The following is a 24447-nucleotide window of genomic DNA, read 5'->3' as shown; positions in this document are numbered from 1 at the left end:
ATGAGCAACACACACACCCGATACCGCATCCTTCGGATCGCCACGCTCGGCGGCGTCGGACTGACCGTCGTCGCCAGCGGCCTGGCCATTCGCGCGGTGCGGTCCCTCGACGAGGCATTCACCAGCGCTATCTCGGACCCATATCTGGCCACTGAGGAGTCCTGAGTCCACGGGGTCGTTGGGGCACGTGCCACGTGCACGGTCGCGTGACCGTCGGCCGAGCCGCCAGCCCGTCAGTCACGCGGAGACCCACAGGCCCAGGAGTCGCCCTTGACGCCGTCGTGGAGCAAGCCGGCAGGGGTTGCCACCTGTCGCGCGACCGTGAAGGTGCCCTGCTCGTGGGGACCCGGTGTCCTGGGCGCACCCCGGTTAGGCTTGCGTCATGTCCGTCTCGCTCGGTATGCCGCCCCTGCCCCCGCCCGTCGTCGCCCCCCGTCGGGTCAGCCGCAAGATCCAGGTCGGCAAGGTCGCCGTCGGCGGTGACGCCCCGGTGTCCGTGCAGTCGATGACGACGACGCCGACCACCGACATCAACGCCACGCTCCAGCAGATCGCCGAGCTCACGGCCGCCGGGTGCGACATCGTGCGCGTGGCCTGCCCGAGTCAGGACGACGCCGAGGCGCTGCCCGCGATCGCGCGCAAGTCGCAGATCCCCGTCATCGCCGACATCCACTTCCAACCCAAGTACGTCTACGCGGCCATCGACGCCGGCTGCGCAGCGGTGCGGGTCAACCCCGGCAACATCCGCCAGTTCGACGACCAGGTCAAGCAGATCGCCGCGGCGGCAAAGGACGCCGGTGTGTCGATCCGCATCGGGGTCAACGCCGGCTCGCTCGACCCGCGGCTGATGAAGAAGTACGGCAAGGCGACCCCCGAGGCGCTCGTCGAGTCTGCCGTCTGGGAGGCCAGCTTGTTCGAGGAGCACGACTTCCACGACTTCAAGATCTCGGTCAAGCACAACGACCCGGTCGTGATGATCAGGGCCTACCAGCTGCTGGCCGAGCGCGGCGACTGGCCGCTGCACCTCGGGGTCACCGAGGCCGGCCCGGCGTTCCAGGGCACCATCAAGTCGGCGACCGCCTTCGGGGCGCTGCTCTCGCAGGGCATCGGCGACACCATCCGCGTCTCGCTGTCGGCCCCGCCGGTCGAGGAGGTCAAGGTCGGCATCCAGATCCTCCAGTCGCTGAACCTGCGCCCCCGCAAGCTCGAGATCGTCTCGTGCCCCTCGTGCGGCCGGGCTCAGGTCGACGTCTACAAGCTCGCGGATGCCGTGACCGCCGGGCTCGAGGGCATGACCGTGCCGCTGCGGGTCGCCGTCATGGGCTGCGTCGTCAACGGCCCCGGCGAGGCGCGTGAGGCCGACCTCGGTGTCGCCTCGGGCAACGGCAAGGGCCAGATCTTCGTCAAGGGCGAGGTCATCAAGACCGTGCCGGAGAGCGAGATCGTCGAGACCCTCATCGAGGAGGCCATGCGCATCGCCGAGGAGATGGGCGAGCCGATGGACGAGGAGTCGGCGGGCGCGCCGTCGGTCACCGTCGGCTGATCGGCGGGCGACCGACCCCCTCGGCCAAGCTTCCGGTCGATAAGCCGGTGGCCGAGGCCACGTCGCGCCTACGCTGACAGGGTGCTGCGCACGCGCTCCCCGATCAGGCCCCTGTCGCTCGCTGACCGCGACGACGCCCTGGACCTGTGTTCTCGCGACCTCCCGGGCAGTGTGTTCGTGGCGGCGCGCATCCTCGAGGGCGCCCGCACCGGGTCGCTGATGAGCGTGCTCGGCCACCGCGTCGACGGTGAGCTCACCGCGCTGTGCTGGGCCAGCGCCAACGTCGTCCCGGTGGGCACCACCGCCGAGAGCCAGGCCCTGATCGCCGAGCGGGTGCGTCGCTGGAGAGGCCGCTGCGCATCACTGTTCGGGCGCCGTGACGAGGTCGAGGGCCTCTGGTCGCACCTTGCGCCCCACTGGGGGCCCGCGCGAGCGATCCGCACCCGCCAGCCCCTGCTCGTCGCCGACCGACTGCCGTCGACGCTGGGGGTGCAGATCGACCAGCGGGTGCGCCCGGCACGCGTGGACGAGGTCGACCTCGTCCTGCCGGCAGCCGAGCACATGTTCACCGCCGAGATCGGCTACCCGCCCTACCGGGGGAACTCCCGGGGCTACCGGGCCTCGCTGGCGGCCCTGGCCCAGCGCGGTCACACCTACGTCGTCGTCGAGCACGGCGAGGTGGTCTTCAAGACCGACATCGGCAGCTTCGCGCTCGGGTGTGCCCAGCTCCAGGGCGTCTGGCTCGCGCCGCACCTGCGCGGTCAGGGCCTGGCGGCGCCGATGCTCGCGAGTGTCGTCGAACAGGTCATGCTCGGCCCGGCGCCGCTGGTCACCCTCTACGTCAACGACTTCAACACGGCCGCGCGGGCGACCTACCGACGGCTCGGGTTCCGTGACGTGGGCGACTTCGCGACGGTGCTGCTGTAGCGGCTCGTCCCTCCAGTGGTTGGATGGGGGTATGGCTCCCGCAGCCCGCACCCGCCCCGTCGCCGCCCCGGTTCGTTGAGCCCGGCATGTCGACCCTGGACTGGAAGCCCCTCACCGAGAGTGACCTTCCTGCCCTGACCCAGTTGGCCCTGTGCTGCCTCGAGCGTGACGGGGGGCTGCCGCTGCTGGCGACCGAGCCGATGCTGCGCCAGCTCTTCCTCTCCGGACACTCGGTCGGCGGGCGTGACGAGACGGGTGACCTGATCGCAGCAGCGGGGGCCTTCCTCGACGCGTCGGCGACCCGCTCGGTCACGGCGCTGATCCACCCGTCGGTGCGCTCGCAGGGGATCGGCGAACAGGTGCTCACGTGGTGGCTCGAGCAGGCCGGCGGAGGGCCGATCCGCCTCGTCGCCGAGACCGCGTCGCCCGAGTCCGATGCCTTCGCCGAACGACTCGGCCTCGAGCGCACGTTCGCCGAGCACGTGATGCGTCGCCCGCTCGTCGAGGTCCCGCGCATCGTGCGGCCCGCGGAGGTGCACACCTACCCGTGGACCGCGGACACCCAGTACCTCTTCCACGCCGCCTACTCGCGGTCGTTCGCGAACCGGCCGGGCTTCCCCGACACCCCGTACGAGGAGTGGGTCAGTTCCGTCGAGGAGGACGACGGCTTCCACCCGGATCTCTCGCGGGTCGCGCTCGACGACGACGGGCACGTGGCGGGGTTCGTCACGATCTCCGACGACTGGATCGACCAGGTCGGGGTGGTGCCCGAGTGGCGGGGGCAGCGGCTCGGGGCGCACCTGGTCGTCCGGTCGCTGCGGACGCTGCGCAAGGCCGGGTACGACCAGGCGTGGCTCGCGGTGAACGTCGACAACCCGAGTGCCCGCGCGCTCTACCGCTCGCTGGGCTTCCTCGACTCGGGGGTGCGGGCGCGCTACCAGCAGGTGGGGCCGATCGAGGCGACTGACGTGCCGATCAACATACCCTAGGGGGTATGCTTGGGTCATGTCTCCCGTGGTGCTGCTGCTCGCCGTGCTCGTCGGGGTGGCCTTGGGGCTGCTCGGCGGCGGCGGCTCGATCCTGACCGTGCCCCTCCTCGTGTACGTCGCCGGGCTCGACGCCAAGGAGGCGATCGCGACGTCGCTGCTCGTCGTGGGGGTGACCAGCCTCGCCGCTCTCGTGCCGCACGCCCGCGCCGGACGGGTGCGCTGGCGGACCGGCGCCATCTTCGGCGCCGCCGCGATGGCCGGGGCCTACGCGGGTGGGCGGATCGCCGAGTTCGTCCCCGGCACGGTGCTGCTCGTCGCCTTCGCGCTCATGATGGTCGCGACGGCGGTGGCCATGATCAGGGGTCGGGCCGGGCAGGATGCCGTCGCGCCGGCGTCGGGGTCGGCTGCCGGTGACGCTGGGGGCAGCGACGTGGCGCGCGAGCTGCCCGTCAAGCTCGTGCTGCTTGAGGGGGTGGTGGTCGGCCTCGTCACCGGTCTCGTCGGCGCCGGTGGAGGGTTCCTCGTGGTGCCTGCCCTCGTGCTCCTCGGCGGACTGCCCATGTCGGTGGCGGTCGGCACCTCGCTGCTCGTCATCGCGATGAAGTCGTTCGCGGGCCTGGCCGGCTACCTGTCGTCGGTGTCGATCGACTGGGGGCTCGCGGCGGCGGTGACCGCGATGGCCGTGCTCGGCAGCATCGGCGGGGCGCTGCTGTCGGGTCGGGTGCCGCAGGAGCGGCTGCGCCAGGGCTTCGGGTGGTTCGTCCTCGTCATGGGGGTGCTGGTCCTCGGCCAGAGCGCCCTCACCTCCTGACCTCGCCAGTCGAGAGTAGGCAACACGCCGCCTGCCTGCTGGCCGAGACGGCGTGTTGCCTACTCTCGACCGGGGGAGCGGGCGGCGCGCGGAGGTGACGCGCACGGCATCCGCCGACGTCGTTATCCTTGGCAGGTTGCCCGTGCTGGGCGACCGACCAGACCGATCCGCACCGAGGAGCCCTCCCGTGGCCATGCGCATGTCGTCCCTGTTCCTGCGAACCCTTCGCGAGAACCCGGCGGACGCCGAGGTCCCGAGCCACCAGCTCCTCGTGCGGGCCGGCTACATCCGGCGGGTCAGCCCCGGCGTCTACACGTGGCTGCCGCTCGGCCTGTTGGTGCTGCGCAAGGTCGAGACGATCGTGCGCGAGGAGATGGACGCGATCGGCAGCCAGGAGCTGCTGTTCCCGGCGCTGCTGCCGCGTGAGCCCTACGAGGCCAGTGGCCGCTGGACCGAGTACGGCGAGAACGTCTTCCGGCTCGTGGACCGCAAGGGGGCCGACCACCTTCTCGGCCCCACCCACGAGGAGATGTTCACCCTCACCGTCAAGGACCTGTACAGCTCGTACAAGGACCTGCCCCTGTCGATCTACCAGATCCAGACCAAGTACCGCGACGAGGCCCGCCCGCGCGCCGGCATCCTGCGTGGCCGCGAGTTCGTCATGAAGGACTCCTACTCCTTCGACATCGACGGCGCCGGGCTCGACAAGAGCTACCAGCTGCACCGCGACGCCTACGTGCGCATCTTCGACCGGCTCGGCTTCCACTACGTCATCGTCCAGGCGATGGCCGGGGCCATGGGCGGCTCGAAGTCCGAGGAGTTCCTCGCGACCGCCGAGAACGGCGAGGACACCTACGTGCGCTGCGTGAACTGCGGGTACGCGGCGAACGTCGAGGCCGTGCGCGTGCCGACGCCGGATGCCGTGGATGTCACCTCCCTGCCCGCTGCGCACGTCGAGGACACCCCCGACACCCCGACCATCGACACGCTGGTCGCTGCGGCCAACGCCGACCACCCCCGGGCGGACGGGCGTGAGTGGACCGCTGCCGACACGCTGAAGAACGTCGTCGTCATGCTCGTGCTGCCCGACGGCACGCGTGAGCCGCTGGCCATCGGGGTGCCCGGCGACCGCGAGGTCGACGAGAAGCGCCTCGGCGCCCAGGTCGAGCCGGCCCGCGTCGAGGCGTTCGAGGAGAAGGACTTCGCGACCTACCCGACGCTGGCCAAGGGCTACATCGGCCCGGGCGCGCTGGGTCTGGAGAAGTCGACCGGCATCCGGTACCTGCTCGACCCCCGCGTCGCCGACGGCACCGCGTGGATCACCGGTGCCGACGTCTCCGGCAAGCACGTCTTCGACCTCGTCAAGGGCCGCGACTTCGAGGGCGACGGCACCATCGAGGCCGCCGAGGTGCGCGACGGCGACGCCTGCCCATCGTGCGGCCACGGGCTCGAGAGCGCCCGCGGCATCGAGATGGGGCACATCTTCCAGCTCGGCACGAAGTACGCCGAGGCGCTCGACCTCAAGGTGCTCGACGAGAACGGCACGCTGCGCACCGTGACGATGGGGTCCTACGGCGTCGGTGTGTCGCGGGCCGTCGCCTGTGTCGCCGAGGGCAACCACGACGAGCTCGGCCTCATCTGGCCCCGCGCGCTCGCCCCGGCGGACGTGCACGTCGTCGTCACCGGCAAGGACGAGACCGTCGCGACCTACGGCGAGGAGCTCACTCGTGCGCTCGAGGCGCAGGGCGTGTCGGTGCTGCTCGACGACCGCCGCCAGGCCAGCCCCGGCGTGAAGTTCAAGGATGCCGAGCTCATCGGGGTCCCGACCATCGTCGTCATCGGGCGTGGTCTTGCCCAAGGCGTCATCGAGGTCAAGGACCGGCGCTCGGGCGAGCGGCGTGAGGTCGCCGTCGATGCCGCGGTGCAGGAGATCCTCGCGGAGATCGGGCGCGCATGAGCCACCCGGTCGACGCGGTCGTCTTCGACTGGGGGGGCACGCTGACCCCGTGGCACGAGGTCGACCTGCCCGAGCAGTGGCGGGTCTTCGCACGTGAGGTCCACGGCATCCGGGTCGACTCCCCGGACGTCTCGCAGGCCGATCTCGACGAGGCGCACCGGCTCGCCGACCGCATCCTCGAGGTCGAGAGCGCTGCCTGGACGAGGGGGCGCGACGAGCACACCTCGGCCGCGCTGTCGGACATCCTCGAGGCTGCCGGGATCGACGCCGCGCACGACCGGCACCACCTGGCGCTCGCCGCCTACCGGGGTTTCTGGGAGCCGCACACCCACACCGACCCGCAGGTGCGGCCGCTCTGGGAGGGGCTGCGTGCACGCGGGATCAAGGTCGGGGTGCTCTCGAACACCATCTGGTCCCGCGAGTACCACCGGGGGATCTTCGAGCGTGACGGCGTGCTCGACCTCGTCGACGCCGACCTGTACTCCAGCGAGCTCGACCACGTGAAGCCGCACCCGGAGGCGTTCCGGGCGATCTGCCGCGAGCTCGACGTCGACCCGCGGCGGTCGGTGTACGTGGGGACCGCATCTTCGAGGACGTACACGGCCCGCAGCAGGTCGGCATGCGCGCGATCTGGATCCCGCACTCCGACATCCCGGCCAACCAGCGGGTCGAGGTGACGGCCGTGCCCGACGGCCGGGCCCACGAACTGCTCGACGTGCTCGAGCTGGTCGACGCCTGGACGGCCGCGTGACCCGCTCGTGAGCGACCCGGGGGTCGAGGTCATCGCGCTGCTCGGCCTCGCGGGGTTCCTGGCCGGATGGATCGACGCGGTCGTCGGTGGGGGTGGGCTCGTGCAGCTTCCCGCACTGCTGCTCGGGGTGCCCGGGGCCACGCCGGCGCAGATCCTCGCGACGAACAAGTTCGGCTCGATCTGGGGCACCGCCACGTCCTCGGTGACGTACTACCGACGGGTCAAGCCCGACCTTCGCACCGCCCTGCCGATGGCCGGCGTGGCCTACGTCGGCGCCGTCGTCGGAGCGCTCATCGGGTTGCACATCCCCAAGGCGGCGTTCTACCCGATCATCCTCGTGCTGCTCATCGCGGTCGGCGCGTACACCCTGTTCAAGCCGTCGCTGGGCGAGGCGACCGCGCTGCGCTTCAGCGGGAGGCGGCACTCCGTCTTCGCGATGCTCACCGGCTTCGTCATCGGGGTCTACGACGGCGCACTCGGGCCGGGAACGGGCTCGTTCATGGTGTTCGCCCTCGTCGGGCTGATGGGTTACGCCTTCCTCGAGGCCTCGGCCAAGGCCAAGATCGCCAACTTCGCGACCAACCTCGGGGCCCTGACCGTCTTCATCCCGGGCGGTCACGTGATGTGGGTCGTCGGTGGCGTGATGGCGGTGGCGAACCTGCTCGGCGGCTACGTGGGCGCCCGGACCGCCGTGGCGAAGGGCAGCGGCTTCGTGCGGGTCGTCTTCATCGTCGTCGTCGGGTCCTTCATCATCCGCATCGCAGGAGACCTGCTCGGCGCCTGGTGACGTCCCTGCGAACGTGGGTGAAGATCGTCGTCCAGCCGACGATTTTCACCCACGTTCGCAGGGAGATCGGGTCGACGGATGCCGGGATGCCGGGATGCCGGGATGCCGGGGAAGCGGGTTGTCAGGCGGCGGCGCGGCGCGCCAACCCGCGAAGCACCTGGCTCATGAACGCTGCCTCGTGGACGCGCAGGCCGATCAGGTCGATCCGTAGCACGGTGTCGTCTCCCAGGGACACCTCGTTCTGCCTGAGGTTGTCGTCGGTGAGCGCCAGCCCCACGCGGTGCCCGGAGCCGTCGATCTCCACGACCAGTCGGCTGCCGGCCCACCTGACGTCGAGGTACACCCGCCCGAGGGCCGTCCGGCGCAACACCTGTCGTTCGGGTTCGGGAACTCCGTGACGACGGCACATCTCGGTGAAGTCCAGCTCGCCGAGTGACTGCGCCCCGTCGGCGACATCACGCAGCACCTGCCGCACGAAGGGCCGACGCCCGCGGTTGCGCACCGTGGCGAACGCCGACAACAGCCGCTCGCCGGTCGTGAGTCTCTGCTGCACGACCATGCACAGGATGAGGGCTGCCTGCCGGTCGCTCCTCGCCCAGGCAGCGGCTCTCAGCGCGGCCACCTCGACCCGGGTCCGGGGAAGCCCTCCCGACGACGACTCGCCGGTTCGACGCGTCACTCTGTGCACTCGGACCCCGTCGACACGGGGGCACTGTGCGCCACGCGGGACCGAGACGTGAACGGCATCCTCGGTGTACTTCTCCAGGCCTGCGCTGAAGAGGGCACTGACCCCGTCGACGAGTGCGACACCTTCAGCGACCTCCCACACGGCACGCCACCGACGTGCCTCGTGGCTCACGGGGCCGGTGTGCAGCGCGACCGTGTGCGTGCCGAGTCGTTGCCACCGGTCGTTGTCGACCTCACGAGCGATCGCTGCGTGGTCGAACCCGAGCTCGCCCAGCCTGTGCAAGGTCAGGACGCCGCCGAACTCCGCCGAGGCCGCGACGGCATCCCGACGGCGCTGTCGTCGAGGGACTCGCGGCGGCTCCGGCATCCCCTGATCATGGCGAAAACCGGCGACGCCGCTCCGGCGTCATCCACAGGCCCCGCGAACGTGGGTGAAAATCGTCGTCCAGCCGACGATCTTCACCCACGTTCGCGAGGAGGGGGGAGGGGGGTCTGGGCGGGGGCGGGCAGGGTGGGGGAGGGCAGGGTGGGGGAGGTCAGGTGGTCAGCCAGAGGGCGGCGAAGGGCGGCAGCCACACGTTGCCGTCCCCACCCCACGGCAAGGCGTCCCCGGTGATCCGGTCCACGGCATCCGCCACACCGAGCTCGTTGACCCGCCAGCCGGGCCACATCCGCCACTGCGGCGTCACGTTGTAGACCCCGACGAACCGCCCGACCGGGTGCTCACGCAGGGTCACCAGCACACCGGGGTCATCGACCGGCCCGATCTGCGTCTCGACCGACCCGTGCAGGTGCACCAGCGAACCGCGGGCCCGCACGAGCTCGACGAGGTCGCCGAACACCCGGCCGGCCGTCGTCGTGCGGTCGTGCCGCGACTCGGCCCGCTCCCAGTCCAGCCGCGGCCGGTGCGCCCACCGGTTGTCGTCGCCGTGCCCGGGTTCGAGCGCCCACCGCGGGTCGTTCGGCTGCCCGAGCTCGTCACCGCTCCAGATGACCGGGATGCCGCCCCACCCGAGCACCATCGCGTTGGCCAGGCGCAGGGCCGCCGCCGCGGACTCGACTTCCGCCGCAGAACCGGCCGACTGGAGGCCGATGAGGGATGCCGCGGTGCCACTCGTGCGCCCGTCGTCGGTCTCCGGGTTGTACTGGAAGACCAGCCCCCGAGCGGGTGAGCCGAAGTGGTCACCGGAGTACCAGTGCCACAGGAAGTTGCGGTGCGCGTGCCCGTTCAACCCGACGGCGCCGGCATCCTCGTCCATGATCGCCCAGCCGATGTCGTCGTGGCAGCGCAGGTAGGTCAGCCAGGTGCCCGTCGTGGGCTTCGGCGACAACGACCCGAGGGCCTGCGCGGCGAGCCGGACGTCCTGCGAGGCGAGCATCGACCAGACGTGCACCATGAGGCTGTTGTGGTAGGCGAGGTCGCTGACCTTGCCGGTGTAGGCGCCGGTTCCGAGGTAGGGCAGCAGCTTGATCGGGGCCACGATCGCCTCGGCCTTGAAGGCGACAGCGGGGCAGGCGATCCGGGTCACGGCCCGCAGCACCTGGGTGAGGGCGTGCACCTCGGGTTCGCCCTGGCAGTCGGTGCCCAGGCGCTTCCACAGGAAGGCGATGGCGTCCAGGCGCAGCACGTCGACGCCGCGGTTGGCCAGGTCGAGGATGATCGACGCGTACTCGCGCAGCACCGCCGGGTTGCCCCAGTTGACGTCCCACTGGAACTCGTTGAAGGTCGTCCACACCCAACCCTGGAGGTCCTCGTCCCAGGTGAAGTTGCCGGGGGCGAAGTCGGGAAAGACCTCGGGCAGGGTCGCCTCGTACGCGTCCGGCATCTCGCGGTCGGGGAAGACGTGGAAGTACTCGCGGTAGACCGGGTCGCCCGCCCGGGCGAGCACCGCCCACTCGTGCTCACGGGCGACGTGGTTGAGCACGAGGTCGAGCACCAGGCTCATCCCGGCGTCGTGCATCCTGGCCGCGAGGTGCTCGAGGTCGTCCATCGAGCCCAGGTCGGCGCGCACCGCCCGGTAGTCGGCCACGGCATAGCCGCCGTCACTGTCGCCCTCGCGGGGGCGCAGCAGCGGCATGAGGTGCAGGTAGCGCACCCCGAGCTCGTCGAGGTAGGGGAGGCGGTCGACGACCCCGCGCAGGTCACCCGCGAAGCGCTCGGTGTACGTCGCGTAGCCGATCATCGAGGGGTCCTGGAGCCAGTCGGGGCGCAGCATGCGCTCGAGATCCCGCACGTGCAGCCGGTCCGACCGGGCGGCGAAGGCAGCCCCCGCGAGCTCGATCAGGTCGGCACCCAGTGCGGCGGCCCGCTCGTCGCCGTAGGCCGTCCGCAGACCGGTGAACAGGTCGGGCCACCACCGGGCGACCCGGGCGCGGAACATCACCTCCCGGTCAGGGGACACCCCGGCAGGAAGGGACGTCGCGGGAGGTGACCCGGCAGACGTCGCAGAGGTCGTCACGGCAGGGGACGGGGGCGGGGGCACGGCAGCGCTCACCTGCGCATTCTTGCCCATCCCGGCGCCCACATCGAGGGTCGTCCGACACGGTGATCATCAGGTCCGCCGCCCGCCGGAGCCAAGCGACAGGGCAGGCCCAGACCATCCACAGGAGGCCCACAGGTTGCCCGGCGACGGTGGTCGCATGAGCTCGAGCACCGTCACCACCTCCCGGATGCCGTCCGCCCACCTTCGTGGTGCGTCGCACCTCCCGGGTCGCCCGGGTCCCTCGGGTCTCGAGGGTGCGACGCCCCGCCGCCGCCTCGGGCCGGTGCCTCGCCGGTGGCGCGACCTCAGCGCCGCGCTCGGCTGGGGCGTCGTGCTCTTCACCATCGGCCTGTGGGTGGGCGGCGGCGGCATCCAGGACCTCGGCAGCACCGCAGGGTTCCTCACCTCGACAGGGCGGCTCACCGGTCTCGTCGGCTCGGCGCTCCTGCTGCTCCAGGTGGGGCTGATGGCCCGTATCCCGTGGGTCGAGCAGGCGTGGGGGCAGGACGAGTTGACCCGCGTGCACCGCCTCGTCGGCTTCACCTCGTTCACCCTCGTGCTCGCCCACATCGTGCTCATCACCCTCGGGTACGCGGCATCGACCGATGCCGGCGTGTGGGGCACCCTCGTCGACCTCGTCGTCACCTACCCGGGGATGCTGCTGGCGCTCGCCGGCACGCTCGCGCTCGTCATGGTCGTCGTCACGTCGGTGAAGAAGGCCCGGGCGCGACTGCGCTACGAGTCCTGGCACCTCATCCACCTCTACGCCTACCTCGGGGCGGGGCTGGCCCTGCCGCACCAGCTCTGGACGGGCGCGGAGTTCCTCTCCTCGACGCTCGCCACGGTGTTCTGGTGGGGGCTGTGGGCCAGCACCGCCGGCGCGGTGATCCTCTTCCGGGTGCTGCTGCCCCTGTGGCGCTCGTTCGCCGGGTCGTTGCGCGTCGTGGACGTTCGGGCCGAGGGTCCGGACGCGACCACCGTGACCGTCGCCGGTCGCGGGATCACGCGGATGCCGGTGCGCGCCGGGCAGTTCTTCCAGTGGCGCTTCCTCGACGGGCCGGGGTGGTCGCGGGCCAACCCCTACTCGATCTCCGCGGCGCCGGACGGTGCCACCCTGCGCTTCACCGCAGCTCACGTCGGTGACGGCTCGCGACGCCTGGCCACCCTTCGGCCCGGCACGAGGGTCATGGTCGAGGGCCCCTACGGGCGCCTGCACGACGGGGTCCGCACCCAGCGCAAGGTCCTGCTCATGGGCAGTGGCATCGGCATCACCCCGCTGCGCGCCATCCTCGAGGACCTGCCCCAGGGCCCGGGCGACGTCACCGTCGTGCACCGGGTGCGCAGTCGCAGCGAGGCCGTGCTCGCCGACGAGCTGGCTGAGTTGGCCGCTGCCCGGGGTGCCCGGTACCTCATGGTCGAGGGTCCTCGGATCACCGGCCGCGCGAGCTGGCTGCCGGAGCAGGCCCGGCACCTCACCGATGTCGACGCCCTGCGCGAGATCGTGCCCGACGTCGCCCACCACGACGTCTACCTGTGCGGTGCCGACGGCTGGATGACCGCCGCACGGGCTGCCGCGCGAGCCGCGGGAGTTCCCCGCGACCGCGTGCACCTCGAGCGCTTCACCTCCTGATCCACCTGATCCGAGAAGGGACCCACCCATGCGCCGCATCACCCTCTGGCTGCTCGCGACGACCTCCGCCCTCGTGCTGCTGTTCAGCTACCACACTTCCACCGAGGCCACCTCGGGCTCGGCCACGAGCATCGTCGCCCAAGGGTCGACCGGCAGCGGCGGCGCGGCCCCCGAGACCGACTCGGGGTCGAGCACCGACTCGGGGTCGAGCACCGACTCCGGCACCGACTCGGGATCGCAGTCCTCCTCGGCAGCCCAGACCGTCGTCGGCGACGCCATCATGACCAAGTTCGGCAACGTGCAGGTCCAGATCACCGTCGAGAACGGGAGGATCACGGCATCCGAGGTCACCCAGGTGCCGTGGAGCGACCGCAAGGACCAGCAGATCAACGGCCGCGCGGTGCCCGTGCTCAACGCCGAGGCCGTCGACGCGCAGAGCGCCGACATCGACATGGTCTCGGGTGCGACGTACACCTCCGAGGCCTACATCCGGTCGTTGCAGTCGGCCATCGACCAGGCGAACCTGTGACCTCCGCACTCGCCGACACCCTCGCCGGGGCGCACCCCCCGGTGCTCGCCCGCCGCGCCTTCGTCGACCAGGTCATGGGGATGCCGGTGAGCGTGCACGTCCGCGCGGTCGACACCTCCCGCAGCGACGTCGAGGCTGCCGCCGCGCGGGTCTTCGCCCACCTGCGCCGGGTCGACGCGGTGCTCAGCACGTGGCGCGCCGACAGCGACTTGTTGCGCATCCAGCACGGTGAGATCGGTGAGGTCGACGGGGTCGACGAGGTGCACCCGTGGCTCGCCGAGGTCACCGACCTCTGTCTCGAGGCCGAGGACCGCACCGACGGGTTCTTTCGCGCCTGGCGCAGGCGGCCCGGAGGGCGGCTCAGCTTCGACCCCACGGGTCTGGTCAAGGGCTGGGCGGTGGCAGCGGCCGCCGAGCACCTGCGCATCGCCCCCGAGATCGCGTACAGCATCGGCGCCGGGGGAGACGTGGTCGTCGGGACGGGCACCGGGGTCGACCAGGCCCCGCCGTGGCGCATCGGCATCGAGGACCCCAGGCAGCGCGGCGGGCTCGCGCGCGTGGTCACGGTGACCCAGGGTGCGGTCGCCACGTCGGGGGCCGCCATCCGTGGCGGGCACGTCGTCGACCCGCGGACCGGCCGGGGCATCGTGCGCGCCGGGTCGGCCACCGTGGTCGGCCCCGACCTGATGTGGGCCGACGTGTGGGCGACGGCCGCCTGGGTCGACCCGCAGCGCGCCCGCGCCCTCATCGAGGAGCGCGACCCCGCCTACGACCTCATCGTGATCTGAGCGCCGCGCCGAGGGCCTCGGTGTCGGTGACCGGGCGATCGCAGACGAAGCCCCGGCACACGTAGGCGGCCGGTCCTCCGTCGACGAGGGGCCGGTCGGCGAGGAGCGCGCGGCCGGGGGCGTCCGGCATCCCGTGCATGACGACGAGGCCGGGGGAGGTGCTGGCGCGCGCCGTCCGCAGCAGCGCCCGCGCGGCGGGGCCCTCGCCCACGACGGCGACCTGGAGGGGCCCGGCTGCGGTTGCCTCCGCGACAGCCAGCGCCCACCCGGCGAAGCGCGGGTCCTGCGCGGCGACCGGGCCGCAGGCGTCGAGCGCGGCCCGAGACGCCTGGAGGTGTTCGGCCGACCCGGTGAGCGCCCCATGGGTGAGCAGCGCGCCGGCCAGGGCGGACACCCCGCTCGGCTCGGCGTTGTCCGAACGGTTCGCCGGCCGGGAGAACAGGGCGGGCGCGTCGTGGGCGGTGTCGTGCACGGTGCCGTCGGCGTCGACGAAGCGGTCGAGGGCACGCTCGAGCAGGGATGCCGCCGCCTCACCCCAGCGTGGATCTCCCGTCGCCTGGTGGAGGGCGAGCAGGCCCTCGGCGAGGTCGGCGTGGTCGTCCAGGACCGCGGGGGCTGGGCCGACGCGCCCGGCGCGGGAGGTGCGCCGCAGCATCCGGTCACCGTCGTCGGCACGCTCGGATGCCGGGACGTCGTGGGTGTCGAGGACGTGGGCAGCGGCAACCTCGGCGGCCGTGACGAGGTCCGCACGCTCGAGCAGCACACCGGCGTCGACCAGGGCCGCGATGGCCAGGCCGTTCCACGCCGTCACGACCTTGTCGTCGCGACTCGGCTGCGGGCGGGTGGTGCGTGCGGCCAGCAGCCGGGCCCGCACCCCGGCCCACCACGGGAGGTCGTCGGGGTCCTGGCGCAGCTGCAGGGTGGACGACCCGGCCTCGAAGGTCCCGCTCGCGGTGACGCCGAGGAGGCGGGCCGCGCGCTCTGCGTCGTCGGGTCCGAGCACCTCGACGAGCTGGGCCGGGGTCCACGCATACGTCAGACCCTCGTGCGAGTGCCCGTCGACGACGGTGTCGGCGTCGAGGGCCGAGGCGAAGGCGCCCTGCTCGGTACGCAGGTCCCGTAGCAGGAAGTCCGCGGTCTCGTGGGCCACCCGCAGCGCGAGGTCGTCGCCGGTCGCGCGCCACAGGTGGGCGTAGACGCGCAGCAGCAGGGCGTTGTCGTAGAGCATCTTCTCGAAGTGCGGCACCACCCAGTCGGCATCGACGGAGTAGCGGGCGAACCCACCCCCGAGCTGGTCGTAGAGGCCTCCCCGGGCCATGGCGTGCGCGGTGCCGGTGGCCATCGCGAGGGCGTCGGCCGACCCCGTGCGGGCGTGGTGGCGCAGCAGGAACTCCAGCACCATCGACGGCGGGAACTTCGGGGCCCCGCCGAACCCTCCTCGGGCGTCGTCGTAGGTCGACCGCAGCCGCCGCACGGCCGTGTCGCAGACGTCGGCGTCGACGACTGTCGGTGCCGGTGGGCCGGTGAGCTCACGCAGGCGTTCGGCAACGGTCGCTCCGGAGGTCAGCACGCGCTCGCGGTCGGTCTCCCACGCGTGGGCCGCGCCGTCCAGGAGCTGGAGGAACTGGGCCCTCGGCAGGTACGTGCCCGCGAAGAAGGGGTCGCCCGACGGCGTGAGCAGGCAGGTCATCGGCCAGCCCCCGTGCCCGGTGAGGGCGGTCGTGGCCGACATGTAGACCGCGTCGACGTCGGGGCGCTCCTCGCGGTCGACCTTCACCGCGACGAAGCGCCCGTTCACGGCGGCGGCGACCTGCTCGTCCTCGAACGACTCGTGGGCCATGACGTGGCACCAGTGGCAGGCCGCATAGCCCACCGAGAGCAGGATCGGCACGTCGCGCCGCTCGGCCTCGGCGAAGGCGTCGTCGCCCCACTCCCACCAGTCGACGGGGTTGTCAGCGTGCTGGAGGAGGTAGGGGCTGAGCGAGTGTGCGAGCCGGTTCGCCATCTCCCCACCGTATGCCGCGAGGAGGCCACGCGGGGTCGAGGTGCTACCGCCCGCAGATCCGTGCACCTGCGATTCGACCCGGCGTCGACTCGACCAGCCTCGGCTGCCGCCCCAGCGGAGCGGCGGCTACTCGTCGAGGGCCTTGGTGAGGGCCACGTGCAGGCTCACGTCGGCAGCGTCGCCGGTCTCGGTGACCCAGCTGACCTCGACCCCGGCCCTCAGCAGCGTCCAGGCAAAGGCCTCGTCGAGGTCGATCCCCGCGGCCTCGGCAGCCACCGACACCCGGTGCCGCACCGACCAGCGGAACGCCGACCCCGTCCCGAGTTCGTCAACACGGTTGTGCAGCAACGGAAACAGGTCGAACGCAGGGTGGCCCGCGACCGGCTTCGGGTCGATCGCGGTCCAGCCCTGCGACCCCATGAGCACGTTCTCGACGTGCAGGTCGGTGTGCAGCAGCACCTCGGGCACCGCACCGGAGAGCAGTTCACGAGCAAGCCCGACCGTGCGCGTGACGACCCGACGGGGCACGGCGGCCCGCCCCGGCATCCGCTCCAGGTGTGGTGCGAGGTACTCCGGGAGCCGGGGGAACTGCGGCGGCGCGGGCACGCGCAGCTGCCGGAGCAACCCGCCCACCACCTCGCACGCCTCGTCGACCCACACCTCGCTCAGGTCGCGGTCGGCGTCGAGCCGCTCGAGCAGCAGCACCCCGTCCGACGGCAGCGCGGCGACGAGCCGCACAGCTCCCGAGCCCGCCCACGTGCGCAGCGCCAGGGCCTCGTGCGCGCCCTCGGGATGCGGCCAGGCCACCTTGAGCGCGAGGGCCTCGCCGTCGCGGCGCACCGGGACGACCACCGCGGTCCACCCGGTGCGCGGCTCGCCGTCGACGACCAGCCCCCACCGCTGCAGCGCCTCGTCGATCAGGCGGGGGACGGTCGCCAGCCACGCCGCACCCGTCGGCCCCCCGTCGGCGGGGTAGCCCTCGACGCGCGCGACCCAGGCGGGCGGCAGCACCACCCGGCTCACGAGGTGCTCACGCACGAGGTGCCCACCAGGAGCTCACGAGCGGGTCACGTGAGGCCGGGGAAGGGGGCCAGGGCCACACCCCAGCGGTTCGCCTGCACCTCGACGGCGCCGAGCCACCGCGTCGCGGCAGCCAGCCCCGCACCGGCATCAGCATCGGCTCCGGGCACTGCACCGGTCGCGGCCAGCGCCCCGAGGTGTTCGCCGTACCCCGAGCGCAACGCGAGCATCGCCTCGCGAGCCAGCCGAGCGGCATCCGCCGCGGTCGTCACGGGGAAGGGGAGCGGCTGACCGAGCGTGCTTGCGGGGTCGGCCCCGCCGGCCACCTGGTCGGCGCGCACCGAGCGGAGCACCCGCACGGTGGTGTCGGCCCGGTTCCGAACCCGCCCGGACGTGCGGGCAACGACCACCTCGAACAGGTAGATCGCGGCACTCGTGCTCGCCGCCATGGCCTCGACGGCATCACCGGCGACAGCACCCCCGCCGACCTTCGGGGAGGTGCCGGACAGCAGCGTCGCCGCCGCGAAGCGTTGCGCGTGCAGTGCGGCCAGGGTGGCGAGCAGGTCGGCCTCGGCGCCGGCGAACTCGGCGGCGCGCACGGCCGACTCGGCCTCGGCGGCCGCGAGGCTCTCGATCGTGGATGCCGTGGGGCTGGCTGAGGGGGACGGGGCGCCGGTGGCGGGGTCGGGTGATGCACTCGGTGACCCGGAGGATGCACTCGGCGACGCGGCGGGGCCGTCGACGAGTGGCAGCGGCACCTGCCCGCGCAGCAGCGTCGTGCGCAACACCGTGTGCTGGCGCCGGTGGATGGAGGCGAGGCTGGCGGCGAGCGCACCCGGCACGGTGCCCGCCTGGGTGGCCAGGGCGAGGGTCTCGCCGGTGAGGGCGACGAGCTCGCTCTCGAGGGGGATCGGGGTGCGCGTCGGGACGAGCGGCACGCGTGGGGCGTCGTCCTCGAGCCGGATACCGCACGCCCCCGTCGGGAGGGCGAAGGCGCCCAGGGAGGCCGCGAGGAAAGCCCTTCTGGAGACCCCCGGACGTGCCGCCTCACCCATGCGCGCATCATCGCACGGGCCGGAGCACGGCCCGACCTGGCTTACAGTGGTGGGCGGCGGCCACCCGCCGACGACAAACTTCACACCAGAGGACGGGCAGCACGATGACCACTGCAGACGGCATCCGCCCGACCGTGCAGGACGCGGTGGAGGGCATCGGCCTCGTTCTCGAGGACGTCGCCGTGACCCCCGCGGGCCGCCGCCGCGTCGTCAAGGTCCTCGTCGACCGCGACCCGGGCCCGCAGGACGTCGCCGACGAGCCGACCGATCCCCTCACCCTCGACGAGGTCGCCGATGCCACGCGCGCGGTCAGCGACGCCCTCGACGCGAGCGACCTCATGGGCGAGCAGCCCTACACGCTCGAGGTCTCCTCTCCGGGCGTCGGCCGCCCGCTGACCCTCCCGCGCCACTTCCGGCGCAACGTCGGCCGCCTCGTCACCGCCACCCACGACGGCCAGGAGGTCACCGGCCGCGTGCTGCGGGCCAGCGGCACCGACGTGACGCTCGACATCCCCGCCACCCGCTCGACCCCCTCGCGCACGCAGACCCTGGCGTATGCCGGCCTCGAACGTGCCGCGGTGCAGGTCGAGTTCGCCCGACCGGACGACAAGGACAGCTGACATGGACATCGACCTGACCGCACTGCGCGCGCTCGAGCGCGAGCGAGGCATCTCCATGGATGTCCTCATCCAGGCGATCGAGCAGGCGATCACGCTCGCCTACCAGCGCACCGAGGGGCACTACCGGGTCTCGCGCGCCGAGCTCGACCGCAAGACCGGGCACGTCGTCATCTGGGCGCGTGAGGAGTTCGAGGTCCCCGCCGAGGAGGGTGCGGTCGACGACGAGGGCAACCCCGTGCGTCCCCGCCGTGAGCTCGGCCCGGAGTTCGACGACACCCCGAGCGGCTTCGGCCGGGTCGCCGCCGCGACCGCCCGCCAGGTCATCGTGCAGCGACTGCGCGACATCGAGGACGACGCCATCCTCGGCGACTTCAAGGGCCGCGAGGGTGAGCTCGTCGCGGGCGTCATCCAGCAGAGCCCGGTGCCGCGCCACGTGACCGTCGACTTCGGCACGGTCGAGGGGATCCTGCCCCTCGCCGAGCAGGTGCCGGGGGAGAAGTACGTCCACGGGCAGCGCCTGCGCTGCTACGTCACCTCGGTCAAGCGCGGCATGCGTGGCCCCCAGATCGAGCTCTCCCGTACCCACCCGAACCTCGTGCGCAAGCTGTTCGCCCTCGAGGTGCCCGAGATCGCCGACGGCAGCGTCACGATCGAGGCCCTCGCCCGCGAGGCCGGTCACCGCACCAAGCTCGCGGTCCACACCACGGTCGCCGGCCTGAACGCCAAGGGTGCGTGCATCGGTCCGATGGGTGCCCGGGTGCGGGCCGTGATGGCCGAGCTGCACGGCGAGAAGATCGACATCGTCGACTGGTCGAACGACCCGGCGACGTTCATCGCGGCGGCCTTGTCCCCGTCACGGGTCACCTCGGTCACGATCGTGGACTCCAAGCTGCGCGCGGCCCGCGTCGTCGTGCCCGACTACCAGTTGTCGCTGGCGATCGGCCGCGAGGGTCAGAACGCCCGACTGGCCGCCAAACTGACGGGCTGGCGCATCGACATCCGCCCCGACACCGACCCCGGGGCGGCGGATGCCGTGGCCCCCTCCCGCGCCGATGGCGCCTCATAGGGCACCTAGGCGGTAGGCTGGTGGTTACCGATCGGACTGGACTCCGGCCCGGTCACCCGATTCGCACCTGTATCGGGTGTCGTGGGGCGGATAGCCGGTCGGCACTCCTGCGAGTGGTCCTCGGGACCGGCGCGGACGGCATCCCTGTCGTTCTCCCCGATCCTGAGCGCCGTCTCCCGGGGCGCGGCGCATGGCTGCACCCGGGGTTCTCGTGCCTGGAGCTCGCCGTTCGTCGGCGGGCGTTCGGTCGGGCGTTGCGAACGAGCACACCCGCCGACCACAGTGCCGTCGAGCACTGGGTCAGGGCCCACCTGCAGGAACCACCGTCCGAGCATGAAACCGAAAGCGGGTTTGACGCTGATGAGCACCCGATGAGTACTCAGCGATGAGCACCCCCCAGCTGTAACGACGGTCCGCGCACGACGCACGGACCTGGACAGGAGAAAAGTGTCTAAAGTCCGTGTGAGCGCACTTGCCAAGGAGCTCGGAGTGACCAGCAAGGTCCTCCTCGAGCGCCTGAACGGCATGGGCGAGTACGTCAAGAGCGCCAGTTCGACGGTGGAAGCCCCCGTGGTCCGGCGCTACAACGAGAAGTACCCTGCCGAGGCTCCTGCTGCCCCGGCAGCACCTGCTGCTCCGGCGCGTCCGGCACCGGCAGCCCCGTCGGCACCGGCCGCGGCGACGCCTGCTCCGGCAGCCCCCGCTCCCGCTGCGCCCGCCCCGTCGGCACCGGCTCCCGCCGCTCCGTCGGCTCCGGCGCCCGCAGCCCCGGCAGCACCTGCGGCGGCAGCCCCGGCCGCGCCGGCCCCCGCGGCTCCGTCGGCACCTGCGCCGGCAGCCCCCGCCCCGGCGGCTCCCGCTGCTCCGGCAGCCCCGGCCGCACCTGCCGCCCGCGAGGGTGGCGCCGGCCAGGGCGCACCGCGTCCCGGCGCGCCGCGTCCGAACACCCCGCGCCCGGGCAACAATCCGTTCGCGCCGAGCCAGGGGATGGGTCGCACCCGCGAGCCCGCTCGCCCCGGCAACAACCCCTTCGCTCCGAGCCAGGGCATGCCCCGGCCGCAGAGCCGTCCGGGCGGTCCTCGCCCCGGTGGTGCAGGTGCCGGCGCTGCCGGTCCGCGCCCCGGTGGCCCGCGCCCCAGCCCCGGCATGATGCCCGACCGTTCTGCGGTCGGCCGTCCGGGTGAGCGTCCGGCCCGTGGCGCCGGTCGCCCCGGTGCGCCCGGTGGCGCAGGTGCGCGACCCGGTGGTGGCGGTGGCGGTTTCGCCGGCCGTCCGGGCGGCCCCGGTGGTTTCCGCAGCGGCCCCGGCGGTCGCGGTGGCACCCAGGGTGCCTTCGGCCGTGGCGGTGGACGACCCGGTCGTGCCCGCAAGTCCAAGCGCGCGAAGCGCATGGAGTTCGAGGAGATGCAGGCACCGTCGATCGGCGGTGTGAGCGTCCCCCGTGGTGACGGCACGACGATCATCCAGATCCGTCAGGGCGCGAGCCTGTCCGACTTCGCCGACAAGATCAACGCCAACCCCGGTTCGCTGGTGACGGTGCTGTTCCACCTCGGTGAGATGGCCACGGCCACCCAGAGCCTGGACGAGGACACCTTCAAGCTCCTCGGCAGCGAGCTCGGCTACGACATCCGCATGGTCTCCCCGGAGGAGGAGGAGCGCGAGCTCTTCGACTCCTTCAACATCGACCTCGAGATCGGTGTCGACTCCGAGGACGAGGACGACCTCGAGGCCCGCCCGCCCGTCGTCACCGTCATGGGTCACGTCGACCACGGCAAGACGCGTCTGCTCGACGCGATCCGCAACGCCGAGGTCGCTGCCGGCGAGGCCGGCGGCATCACCCAGCACATCGGCGCCTACCAGATCCACAAGGAGCACGAGGGCGTCGACCGGCCGATCACCTTCATCGACACCCCGGGTCACGAGGCGTTCACCGCCATGCGTGCCCGTGGTGCCAAGGTCACCGACATCGCGATCCTCGTGGTCGCGGCGGACGACGGCGTCATGCCGCAGACCATCGAGGCGCTCAACCACGCCCAGGCGGCCGACGTGCCGATCGTCGTCGCGGTCAACAAGATCGACGTCGAGGGTGCCAACCCGAGCAAGATCCGTCAGCAGCTGACCGAGTACAACCTCGTGGCAGAGGAGTACGGCGGCGAGACGATGTTCGTTGACGTCTCGGCCAAGCAGGGTCAGAACATCGACCAGCTGCTCGAGGCCGTGCTGCTCACCGCCGACGCGGCGCTGGACCTTCGGGCCAACCCCGACCGCGACGCACGCGGCATCGCCATCGAGGCGAACCTGGACAAGGGGCGTGGCGCCACGGCGACCGTGCTCATCCAGTCCGGCACGCTGCGGGTCGGTGACGCGATCGTCGCCGGCTCCTCGCACGGTCGTGTGCGGGCCATGCTCGACGAGCACGGCAACGCGCTCACCGAGGCGACCCCGTCGCGTCCGGTGCAGGTGCTCGGTCTGTCCTCGGTCCCGCGGGCCGGCGACACCTTCGTCGTCGCCCCCGACGACCGCACGGCACGCCAGATCGCCGAGAAGCGCGAAGCAGCCGACCGCCAGGCCAGCCTGGCCAAGGCTCGCAAGCGCATCTCCCTCGAGGACCTCAACGAGGCCCTCGCGGCGGGCAAGGTCGACACCCTCAACCTCATCCTCAAGGGTGACGTGTCGGGTTCCGTCGAAGCGCTCGAGGACGCCCTGCTCCAGATCGACGTCGGCGAGGAGGTCGACCTGCGGATCATCGACCGCGGCGTCGGCGCCATCACGCTGAACAACATCAACCTCGCGATGGCCTCCAACGCCATCATCATCGGCTTCAACGTTCGTGCCGAGGGCCAGAACGCCGAGGTCGCCGAGCGCGAGGGCGTCGAGATCCGGTACTACTCGGTCATCTACCAGGCGATCGACGAGATCGAGCAGGCCCTCAAGGGCATGCTCAAGCCGGAGTTCGAGGAGGTCGAGCTCGGCACCGCGCAGATCCGCGAGATCTTCCGCAGCAGCAAGTTCGGCAACATCGCCGGCTCGATCGTTCGCAGCGGCGAGATCAAGCGCGGCACCCGGGCGCGGATCACCCGCAACGGGGTCGTCGTGGCCGAGAACATCGAGATCGCCGGTCTGCGTCGGTTCAAGGACGACGTCACCGAGGTCCGCGAGGGCTTCGAGTGCGGTATCAACCTCGGATCCTTCAACGACCTGCAGCTCGATGACCTCATCAGCACGTACGAGATGCGAGAAAAGCCCCGCGCCTGACGCGAGGCAGCACGACCGGTGACCGGGCGGCATCCGAATGGCCGGATGCCGCCCGGCGCCGTCACCGGCACCCGTCACTAGGGTGGGTGCCGCCCCATCCGAGGACCTCAAGGAGGAGCCGTGGCCGACACCGCACGCGCCCAGAAGATCGCCGACCGCATCAAGACGCTGACGGCAGCCAACCTCGACGCGATCGTCAAGGACCCCGACCTCGGGTTCGTGACGATCACCGACGTCAAGGTCACCGGTGACCTCCAGCACGCCTCGCTCTTCTACACCGTCTTCGGCGACGCCGCCCAGCGCGCGCAGACCGCCCGCCTGCTCGAGCAGAACCGCGGAAAGCTGCGCTCGTTCGTCGGCAAGCAGCTCGGCATCCGCCTCACGCCGTCGCTGGAGTTCATCGCCGACGCGATCCCGGAGACCGCGGCGCATCTGGAGGACCTCCTGCGCGAGGCCAAGGAGCGCGACGCCGCCGTGGCGGCGGCCGCTGCCGGTGCCGTGCACGCCGGGGACGCCGACCCGTACAAGAAGGACCGCGAGGTCGACGAGGACGACGCCGAAGACATCGACGGTGGCGACGGTGACGACGTGGATGACGTGGACGAAGCCGTCGGTGACGACGCCCGCTGACCCCACGCCCGACGGCATCCTCGTCGTCGACAAGCCCCAGGGGTGGACCAGCCACGACGTCGTCGCGCGTGGCCGTCGGTTGTGCGCCACCCGCAAGGTGGGCCACGCCGGCACGCTCGACCCCATGGCCACCGGCGTGCTCGTGCTCGGGGTCGGTCGGGCGACGCGGCTGCTGACCTTCCTCGTGGGGTGCGACAAGGACTACACGGCGACGATCCGTCTCGGCCAGTCGACCCTGACCGACGACGCGGAGGGTGAGGTCACGGCATCCGCCGGGGCCGCGGGTGTCGAGGTGGATGCCGTGCGGGCCGCGGCCGCGACCCTGACGGGCGACATCGAGCAGGTCCCGAGCGCCGTGAGCGCCATCAAGGTCAAGGGTGAGCGCGCCTACCACCGGGTGCGTGCGGGGGAGCCGGTCGACCTGCCCGCACGCCCGGTCACCGTCTCCCGCTTCGAGATCGGCGACGTGCGGGCCCTCGACGTCGACGGCACCGTGGTGCTCGACGTCGACGTCGAGGTGACCGTGTCGTCCGGCACCTACGTGCGTGCCCTCGCGCGCGACCTGGGCGCAGCGCTGGGCACCGGGGGGCACCTGACCGCCCTGCGCCGCACCCGCGTCGGCGGGTTCACCCTCGAGCACGCGCACCCGCTGGCTGACCTGGAGGCTCGCCAGGGTGAACGGATGCCGGTCACGCCCCTCGCGCAGGCGGCTCGCGCCGCGTTCGCGGTGCGTGAGGTCGACGAGGCGCAGGCGCGCACGATCGGCTTCGGGCAGCGGCTGCCGTCAGAGTTTGCGGGCCGCACAGAGGTGGTTGCGGCGATCGCCCCGGACGGGCGACTCGTGGCCATGCTGGACGAGTCCCGTCCCACCGCACGCAGCCTCGTCGTCTTCTCGCCCTCGACTTCGTAGAGTG

23 protein-coding genes are annotated in these 24447 nt (G+C 72.1%); 18 read left to right on the top strand and 5 right to left on the bottom strand.

The features are described 5' to 3' along the window. The 9 genes from C8E84_RS05290 (at position 1) to C8E84_RS05255 (ending at position 7765) form a co-directional block, all read left to right on the top strand. Positions 1-165, top strand: a complete 165-nt coding sequence (locus tag C8E84_RS05290; protein ID WP_159900102.1) for a hypothetical protein — start codon at positions 1-3, stop codon at positions 163-165. Positions 166-382: 217 nt separating this feature from the next. After that, positions 383-1543 (top strand): flavodoxin-dependent (E)-4-hydroxy-3-methylbut-2-enyl-diphosphate synthase, encoded by a 1161-nt coding sequence (gene ispG, locus C8E84_RS05285; RefSeq protein ID WP_159900100.1) that lies wholly within the window; start codon positions 383-385, stop codon positions 1541-1543. 81 nt (positions 1544-1624) lie between these two features. Next, positions 1625-2470, top strand: coding sequence for a GNAT family N-acetyltransferase (locus C8E84_RS05280; protein WP_159900098.1), 846 nt, complete (start codon positions 1625-1627; stop codon positions 2468-2470). Between the two features lie 86 nt (positions 2471-2556). Continuing rightward, positions 2557-3459, top strand: a complete 903-nt coding sequence (locus C8E84_RS05275; protein ID WP_159900096.1) for a GNAT family N-acetyltransferase — start codon at positions 2557-2559, stop codon at positions 3457-3459. Between the two features lie 16 nt (positions 3460-3475). Next, a complete protein-coding gene (locus tag C8E84_RS05270; protein WP_159900094.1) occupies positions 3476-4270 on the top strand; it encodes a sulfite exporter TauE/SafE family protein in 795 nt (264 codons plus the stop codon). A gap of 187 nt (positions 4271-4457) precedes the next feature. Then, positions 4458-6227, top strand: coding sequence for a proline--tRNA ligase (locus tag C8E84_RS05265; protein WP_159900092.1), 1770 nt, complete (start codon positions 4458-4460; stop codon positions 6225-6227). Continuing rightward, positions 6224-6904, top strand: a complete 681-nt coding sequence (locus C8E84_RS05260; protein ID WP_246196798.1) for an HAD family hydrolase — start codon at positions 6224-6226, stop codon at positions 6902-6904. The genes C8E84_RS05265 and C8E84_RS05260 overlap by 4 nt, the downstream gene beginning before the upstream one ends. After that, positions 6847-6978, top strand: a complete 132-nt coding sequence (locus C8E84_RS18335; RefSeq protein WP_281348916.1) for a hypothetical protein — start codon at positions 6847-6849, stop codon at positions 6976-6978. The genes C8E84_RS05260 and C8E84_RS18335 overlap by 58 nt, the downstream gene beginning before the upstream one ends. 7 nt (positions 6979-6985) lie before the next feature. Next, positions 6986-7765, top strand: a complete 780-nt coding sequence (locus tag C8E84_RS05255) for a TSUP family transporter (RefSeq protein ID WP_159900090.1) — start codon at positions 6986-6988, stop codon at positions 7763-7765. 121 nt (positions 7766-7886) lie between these two features. On the opposite strand, the gene C8E84_RS05250 is transcribed toward C8E84_RS05255, so the two are convergent. Continuing rightward, positions 7887-8819, bottom strand: a complete 933-nt coding sequence (locus C8E84_RS05250; protein ID WP_159900088.1) for a hypothetical protein — start codon at positions 8817-8819, stop codon at positions 7887-7889. A gap of 169 nt (positions 8820-8988) precedes the next feature. Then, complete coding sequence (locus C8E84_RS05245; protein ID WP_343041432.1) at positions 8989-10947, bottom strand: alpha-amylase family protein; 1959 nt, start codon at positions 10945-10947, stop codon at positions 8989-8991. 145 nt (positions 10948-11092) lie between these two features. Here C8E84_RS05245 and C8E84_RS05240 point away from each other — a divergent pair, with 145 nt between their 5' ends. From C8E84_RS05240 to C8E84_RS05230, 3 genes are read left to right on the top strand one after another with little or no spacing between them, the layout of a single operon-like run. Then, positions 11093-12565: a ferredoxin reductase family protein gene (locus tag C8E84_RS05240; protein WP_246196797.1), complete on the top strand. Its 1473-nt coding sequence runs from the start codon at positions 11093-11095 to the stop codon at positions 12563-12565. 28 nt (positions 12566-12593) lie between these two features. Continuing rightward, complete coding sequence (locus C8E84_RS05235) at positions 12594-13094, top strand: FMN-binding protein (RefSeq protein ID WP_159900084.1); 501 nt, start codon at positions 12594-12596, stop codon at positions 13092-13094. Then, on the top strand, positions 13091-13882 hold the full coding sequence (locus tag C8E84_RS05230) for an FAD:protein FMN transferase (protein WP_246196796.1): 792 nt from the start codon (positions 13091-13093) through the stop codon (positions 13880-13882). Before C8E84_RS05235 ends, C8E84_RS05230 begins: the two co-directional genes overlap by 4 nt. On the opposite strand, the gene C8E84_RS05225 is transcribed toward C8E84_RS05230, so the two are convergent. From C8E84_RS05225 to C8E84_RS05215, 3 genes are all read right to left on the bottom strand, one after another. Beyond that, complete coding sequence (locus C8E84_RS05225; RefSeq protein WP_159900082.1) at positions 13869-15887, bottom strand: thioredoxin domain-containing protein; 2019 nt, start codon at positions 15885-15887, stop codon at positions 13869-13871. The genes C8E84_RS05230 and C8E84_RS05225 overlap by 14 nt on opposite strands. A 126-nt stretch (positions 15888-16013) precedes the next feature. Further along, positions 16014-16925: an aminoglycoside phosphotransferase family protein gene (locus C8E84_RS05220; protein ID WP_159900080.1), complete on the bottom strand. Its 912-nt coding sequence runs from the start codon at positions 16923-16925 to the stop codon at positions 16014-16016. A 29-nt stretch (positions 16926-16954) separates the two neighbouring features. Further along, a complete protein-coding gene (locus tag C8E84_RS05215) occupies positions 16955-17962 on the bottom strand; it encodes a hypothetical protein (protein WP_159900078.1) in 1008 nt (335 codons plus the stop codon). Between the two features lie 104 nt (positions 17963-18066). On the opposite strand from C8E84_RS05215, the gene rimP reads away from it, so the two are divergent. The 6 genes from rimP (at position 18067) to truB (ending at position 24443) form a co-directional block, all read left to right on the top strand. After that, positions 18067-18582, top strand: a complete 516-nt coding sequence (gene rimP, locus C8E84_RS05210) for a ribosome maturation factor RimP (RefSeq protein ID WP_159900076.1) — start codon at positions 18067-18069, stop codon at positions 18580-18582. A gap of 1 nt (position 18583) precedes the next feature. After that, positions 18584-19648 carry a transcription termination factor NusA gene (nusA, locus tag C8E84_RS05205; protein WP_159900074.1) on the top strand — a complete coding sequence of 355 codons (1065 nt, stop codon included), beginning with the start codon at positions 18584-18586 and terminating at the stop codon, positions 19646-19648. Positions 19649-19668: 20 nt separating this feature from the next. Then, entirely contained in the window at positions 19669-20037 is a 369-nt protein-coding gene (locus C8E84_RS05200; protein ID WP_281348915.1) for a YlxR family protein, read from the top strand. Between the two features lie 58 nt (positions 20038-20095). After that, positions 20096-22903: a translation initiation factor IF-2 gene (gene infB / locus C8E84_RS05195; RefSeq protein WP_159900072.1), complete on the top strand. Its 2808-nt coding sequence runs from the start codon at positions 20096-20098 to the stop codon at positions 22901-22903. A gap of 120 nt (positions 22904-23023) precedes the next feature. After that, positions 23024-23533 (top strand): 30S ribosome-binding factor RbfA, encoded by a 510-nt coding sequence (gene rbfA / locus C8E84_RS05190; RefSeq protein ID WP_159900070.1) that lies wholly within the window; start codon positions 23024-23026, stop codon positions 23531-23533. Then, the gene (gene truB, locus C8E84_RS05185; RefSeq protein ID WP_159904510.1) at positions 23496-24443 is read left to right on the top strand and encodes a tRNA pseudouridine(55) synthase TruB; all 948 of its coding nucleotides are present in this window, start codon (positions 23496-23498) and stop codon (positions 24441-24443) included. Before rbfA ends, truB begins: the two co-directional genes overlap by 38 nt. Positions 24444-24447: the final 4 nt, after the last annotated feature.

This window comes from Ornithinibacter aureus, from assembly GCF_009858245.1.
Lineage (GTDB): Bacteria > Actinomycetota > Actinomycetes > Actinomycetales > Dermatophilaceae > Fodinibacter > Fodinibacter aureus.
Note: the sequence above shows the minus strand (reverse complement) of the source record. Positions and strands in the feature narration are given on the sequence as shown.

Excerpts from the sequence above, each read along its gene's own strand:
- nusA (WP_159900074.1), top strand. The coding sequence starts at position 18,584 with ATGGACATCGACCTGACCGCACTGCGCGCGCTCGAGCGCGAGCGAGGC.
- C8E84_RS05290 (WP_159900102.1), top strand. The coding sequence starts at position 1 with ATGAGCAACACACACACCCGATACCGCATCCTTCGGATCGCCACGCTC.
- ispG (WP_159900100.1), top strand. The coding sequence starts at position 383 with ATGTCCGTCTCGCTCGGTATGCCGCCCCTGCCCCCGCCCGTCGTCGCC.
- C8E84_RS05225 (WP_159900082.1), bottom strand. The coding sequence starts at position 15,887 with ATGGCGAACCGGCTCGCACACTCGCTCAGCCCCTACCTCCTCCAGCAC.
- rimP (WP_159900076.1), top strand. The coding sequence starts at position 18,067 with ATGACCACTGCAGACGGCATCCGCCCGACCGTGCAGGACGCGGTGGAG.
- C8E84_RS05240 (WP_246196797.1), top strand. The coding sequence starts at position 11,093 with ATGAGCTCGAGCACCGTCACCACCTCCCGGATGCCGTCCGCCCACCTT.
- C8E84_RS05275 (WP_159900096.1), top strand. The coding sequence starts at position 2,557 with ATGTCGACCCTGGACTGGAAGCCCCTCACCGAGAGTGACCTTCCTGCC.
- C8E84_RS05260 (WP_246196798.1), top strand. The coding sequence starts at position 6,224 with ATGAGCCACCCGGTCGACGCGGTCGTCTTCGACTGGGGGGGCACGCTG.
- C8E84_RS18335 (WP_281348916.1), top strand. The coding sequence starts at position 6,847 with ATGCGCGCGATCTGGATCCCGCACTCCGACATCCCGGCCAACCAGCGG.
- C8E84_RS05250 (WP_159900088.1), bottom strand. The coding sequence starts at position 8,819 with ATGCCGGAGCCGCCGCGAGTCCCTCGACGACAGCGCCGTCGGGATGCC.
- C8E84_RS05235 (WP_159900084.1), top strand. The coding sequence starts at position 12,594 with ATGCGCCGCATCACCCTCTGGCTGCTCGCGACGACCTCCGCCCTCGTG.
- C8E84_RS05215 (WP_159900078.1), bottom strand. The coding sequence starts at position 17,962 with ATGGGTGAGGCGGCACGTCCGGGGGTCTCCAGAAGGGCTTTCCTCGCG.
- truB (WP_159904510.1), top strand. The coding sequence starts at position 23,496 with ATGACGTGGACGAAGCCGTCGGTGACGACGCCCGCTGACCCCACGCCC.
- C8E84_RS05270 (WP_159900094.1), top strand. The coding sequence starts at position 3,476 with ATGTCTCCCGTGGTGCTGCTGCTCGCCGTGCTCGTCGGGGTGGCCTTG.